We start from the raw sequence: 4,496 nt of genomic DNA, 5'->3' as shown, positions 1-4,496 counted from the left end.
ACAAAGAACGAACAAAGAACGAACAAAGAACGAAGAACGGAAGGAGAGAAGGCGGATTTAAGAGGAAGCTATTAACGACCTATTAACTAAAAGAATTATGATTTTATCGGATATACTTTCGGTGTTATCACCTGCTTATTGCAGAGGTTGTGGAAAATTATTGGTTACAGGTGAGCAATTTTTGTGTGTAAATTGTAGAGAAAAGTTGGAAGAAACGAACTTTCATTTGCAGGCGGAAAATTTGTTTACCCATCGACTGACAGAAGAGTGTGAAGTGTTTGCGGCTACTGCATTATTTTACTTTAAAAAGGACAATATGGCACAACATTTGATACATCTTTTGAAGTATAAAGGAGAAGAGCAGATAGGGGAGTGGTTAGGACAATGGCTCGGTGAAAAGATAAAGAATGCGCCCCTATTTCAGCAGGCTGAGGTGGTGTTGCCTGTGCCTTTGCACAAAAGCAAAGAACGCAAGCGAGGATACAACCAAGTAGCCTTGTTTGGCAGGACATTGGCTTCAGTATTACACATTGATTATATAGATGATGTATTGGTGAAAATAGAAGCTAATACTACGCAGACCCGAAAGGTGGTGTGGCGACGTTTGAAGGAGAGCGAACATATATTTTCTCTTCAAAACACTCATAGAATAGAAGGCAAGAAGGTGCTTTTGGTAGATGATGTGGTGACCACAGGAGCTACGCTCACAAACTGTTATGAGCTACTGAAAACCGTACCCAATGTGGAAATAGGCGTTGCTACAATGGGGTATGCGATGTTGGGATAAGAGTGGAAATATATTCATAAACAGAAAATTAATAACTAAATATAAAATTGTATGAAGAACACTTTTAAATTAATTGTTGCAGCATTTGTAATGTTTGCATTTAGTACTAATGTAGGGGCTATGACCCTTAATGTAAATCAAATCGCTAAAAGCCTTATCGTAGACCAAGATGGTAACGGAGGAGTGAAAGTGAAGAAATCTTGCGATAAAGACGGCGAGAAAAAAGAGTGCAATAAAGATGGCAAAAAGAAATCTTGTTGCAAAAAAGACGGTAAGAAAGATGGCAAAAAGTCCTGCCACGAAAAAGGTGGTGAGAAAAAAGAAGTGAAAGCAGAAGAAAAACCTGTAGAATAATTTTTCACCCATTATAAAAACTTTTTTACACTGAAAAACCTTAGCATAAGTGGCTGAGGTTTTTTGGTATTAGTGTGATGTATGAAAAAACTTATTTATAGTCTGTTGAGTAGTGTAGTGTTATTGTTAGTAGCTTGTGGTACTGATATATTGCCTAAGCCTAAGGGAGTATTGCGATTGGAATACCCGCAAGCATCGTATCAGAAAGTAACCGAATTGCCTAATTGTCCGTTTACTTTTGAGGTAAATACGCTATCGGAATTGAAATACAAACCCCATTCGTGTGATGTTAATATAGAATATCCTGCGATGAAGGCTACGGTTTATCTCACTTATAAAAATGTGAATGGCAATATCCGTCAGTTGCTGAGTGATGCACAGAAGTTTACTTATGACCATACGATTAAAGCGGATAATATTGCTTCGACAGTATTTATGAACGATACGACCAAAGTGTACGGTATGTTTTACCAAGTGTATGGCAATGCAGCTTCGCAAGCACAGTTTTACGCTACCGATAGTGTGCGTCATTTTATATCAGGTTCGGTGTATTTTAGGGTGGTTCCTAATTACGATTCGGTACAACCTGCGAGTAATTATTTAGAAAAAGATGTGAGAAGGATAATGGAAAGCCTCCGTTGGAAATAAAAAACAGGGGTAAAAGTTGGCAGTTTACAAATATAGCATTACTTTTGCCCCACAAAACACTGGAAAATTATGAGTTTACAAACTAAAGTAATGGAGGCTCTCAAAGAAGCGATGAAAGCCAAGGACACAGTGGCATTAGAATCGTTGAGAGCTATTAAATCGGCTATTTTGTTAGCCAAAACAGAAGCAGGGGCTGCCGAAGAACTTTCGGAAGCTGATGAACTTAAACTGTTACAAAAATTAGTAAAACAGCGCAAGGACAGTGCGGCTTTGTACACACAGCAAGGTAGGAATGACTTAGCTGAGCCTGAATTAGCCCAAATGGCGGTGATAGAGAAGTTCTTACCGGCTCAACTCAGTGAAGCAGAAGTAGAAACTGCTCTGAGAGGAATTATTAACCAAGTGGGCGCTACTACGCCTAAGGATATGGGAAAGGTAATGGGTGTAGCCACCAAACAATTGGCAGGCAAAGCTGATGGCAAGCTCATTTCGGAGATTGTAAAGAGATTATTGTCTTAGTAATATATAGTTTAAAAGAGGCCGCATAGTTCAACTGGATAGAATATCAGATTCCGGTTCTGAAGGTTGGAGGTTCGACTCCTCTTGCGGTCACGGAAAAAAAAGCAGGTTGCTAATTAGCAACCTGCTTTTTTATATACCTTATAAATATACTTTATAAAATGAAATCGGTGTTGATGAAGTTAGAAGCGCCAGTGCGGAGGAGGTTCTCTACTATCCTGTCGTTGTAGTCGTTATTTTGGAACGATACAAAAGTGCGGATAGAGAACGAGCGCAAGGCATCGTGTACGCTTAGGGTACCCACAGCTGAGTCTTTTCTACCAGTGAATGGGAATACATCAGGACCTCGCTGACACAAACTGTTGAGGTTCACCCGGCAGAGCATATTCACCAACATATCGATGAGAGGAGAGAGCTCGTGTGGGTCTTCACCAAACAGACTGATTTGCTGTCCGTATTTAGAATCGGAAATCTCATCTATAATCTCGTTGATATTGGAGAACGGTTTTACTGGAATAAGGGGGCCAAACTGCTCTTCGTTATACACTCGCATTTCCTTGGTAATGGGATAAAGTACCGCAGGGAAAATGAAGTTATCAGTGCGCTGACCACCTTTTTTATTCTGAATAGTAGCGCCTTTGGCAAGAGCATCGTCTATGAGTTCCTGTAAGAAAGCAGGTTTATCGACCTCAGGTAGAGGAGTGAGGGCAACTTTTTCGTCCCACGGATTACCGAACTTGAGCGCATCGACCTTTTCGGCAAAACGCTTGAGAAACTCATCTTTTATCTTGGCGTGTACGTAGAGGATTTTTAGTGCTGTACAACGCTGTCCGTTGAAAGACAAAGCTCCTTTCACGCATTCGTTTACTGCTAAATCAAGATTGGCGTCAGGAAGTATTACTCCAGGGTTTTTAGCTTCCAACCCAAAGACAAGGCGCAAGCGGTTTTTCTTAGGGTGCTGGTCTTGCAGTGCAATAGCTGTCTTGCTGTTGCCTATGAGTGCCAATACATCTACCTTGCCACTCTCCATAATGGGCGGTGCAACGGTGCGACCGCGTCCGTAAAGAATATTAATCACCCCACGAGGGAAGGAGTTTTGGAAGGCTTCCAATAGAGGCGTGAAGAGTAATACCCCGTGTTTAGCGGGCTTAAAAATCACTGTGTTGCCCATAATAAGCGCAGGGATAATCAGTGCAAAGGTTTCATTCAGTGGGTAGTTATAAGGGCCTAAACAGAGTACAACCCCTAAGGGGCCACGACGAATGAGGGCATAGACTCCATCGCGTTGTACGAATTTAGACGACTCGTTATCGAGTTCTTTATAAGCATTGATAGTGTCGTAGATGTACTCTACGGTACGGTCAAATTCCTTACGCGAGTCGTCCAGGTTTTTGCCGATTTCCCACATCATCAGTTTTACGACCTCATCGCGTTGCTTTTCCATTTGTTTTACAAATTTGAGCATTGCGGAGATGCGGTCTTTTACTTTCATTGTAGGCCATAAACCTTTACCTTTGTTATAAGCCTCAGTAGCCGAATGAAGGGCTTCTAAAGCATCAGCTTTGCCTAACGAAGGCACGCTACCCAAGAGGGTGCGTTCATACTTTTCAGTAGAAGAAATAGTGGAATAGATATTGGTGAACTCACCTTTCCACTCACGGAGTTCGCCATCGATAAGGTAAGTGTCTTGGCGAAAGGGTTTTACTTGAAATTGTTCTGGTATATTCATAATTTTTTAATTAGCAAATTAGTAAATTAGCAAATGAGTAGGGTATGTACATTTGCTAATTATCACATTAACAAATTAGCAAACTGTCATACTCTTCCTTTGAGGGCGTTGAATACCCAAGCAATAGCAAAAAAGCCGATGCCTACTGCTCCGAATCCAAAGCCTGCTACTTCGTTGTATTTAAAGGCTCCTAAAGCGATAAGCCCTAAGCCTACTACTATCATTATGAGGGTTGCCCACCCTAATACAGCATTTTTATTCATTATTATGATTACAAGTATCGGTTATCAGTAGGCAAAAGTAGAAAATAATTAGCAAATGAACAAATTTTTGAATTAATGGTCAATGATTAATGGTCAGTGGTTAGTGGTTAATGGTGGAATTGGGGGAGGATTGTACAAAGCTTATAGAATAATTGAATAATGAGTGGGTCTACAGTGGGTTTACAGTGGGTCTACA

6 protein-coding genes and 1 tRNA gene are annotated in these 4,496 nt (G+C 40.7%); 5 read left to right on the top strand and 2 right to left on the bottom strand.

Annotated elements, in window-relative coordinates; all coding sequences use genetic code 11:
- The first annotated feature begins 97 nt into the window (after positions 1-97).
- From HMPREF9078_RS10440 to HMPREF9078_RS10420, 5 genes are all read left to right on the top strand, one after another.
- Positions 98-787, top strand: a complete 690-nt coding sequence (locus tag HMPREF9078_RS10440; protein WP_009420640.1) for a ComF family protein — start codon at positions 98-100, stop codon at positions 785-787.
- 51 nt (positions 788-838) lie between these two features.
- Positions 839-1,141, top strand: coding sequence for a hypothetical protein (locus HMPREF9078_RS10435; RefSeq protein WP_002675425.1), 303 nt, complete (start codon positions 839-841; stop codon positions 1,139-1,141).
- 81 nt (positions 1,142-1,222) lie between these two features.
- A complete protein-coding gene (gldD, locus tag HMPREF9078_RS10430; RefSeq protein WP_002675426.1) occupies positions 1,223-1,789 on the top strand; it encodes a gliding motility lipoprotein GldD in 567 nt (188 codons plus the stop codon).
- Between the two features lie 69 nt (positions 1,790-1,858).
- The gene (locus tag HMPREF9078_RS10425; protein WP_009411286.1) at positions 1,859-2,308 is read left to right on the top strand and encodes a GatB/YqeY domain-containing protein; all 450 of its coding nucleotides are present in this window, start codon (positions 1,859-1,861) and stop codon (positions 2,306-2,308) included.
- A gap of 19 nt (positions 2,309-2,327) precedes the next feature.
- A tRNA-Arg gene (locus HMPREF9078_RS10420) sits at positions 2,328-2,401 on the top strand.
- Between the two features lie 61 nt (positions 2,402-2,462).
- Here the strand turns inward: HMPREF9078_RS10420 and HMPREF9078_RS10415 are convergent.
- Positions 2,463-4,037, bottom strand: a complete 1,575-nt coding sequence (locus HMPREF9078_RS10415) for an NADP-dependent glyceraldehyde-3-phosphate dehydrogenase (RefSeq protein ID WP_009420639.1) — start codon at positions 4,035-4,037, stop codon at positions 2,463-2,465.
- Positions 4,038-4,123: 86 nt separating this feature from the next.
- Positions 4,124-4,300, bottom strand: coding sequence for a CAL67264 family membrane protein (locus HMPREF9078_RS12035; RefSeq protein WP_002675432.1), 177 nt, complete (start codon positions 4,298-4,300; stop codon positions 4,124-4,126).
- Between the last annotated feature and the right edge of the window lie 196 nt (positions 4,301-4,496).

Origin of the sequence: Capnocytophaga sp. oral taxon 380 str. F0488 (assembly GCF_000318255.2) — a bacterium.
GTDB classification, from domain to species: domain Bacteria; phylum Bacteroidota; class Bacteroidia; order Flavobacteriales; family Flavobacteriaceae; genus Capnocytophaga; species Capnocytophaga ochracea.
The sequence above is the reverse complement of the archived record's forward strand: the minus strand, read 5'-3'. Positions and strand labels throughout refer to the sequence as shown.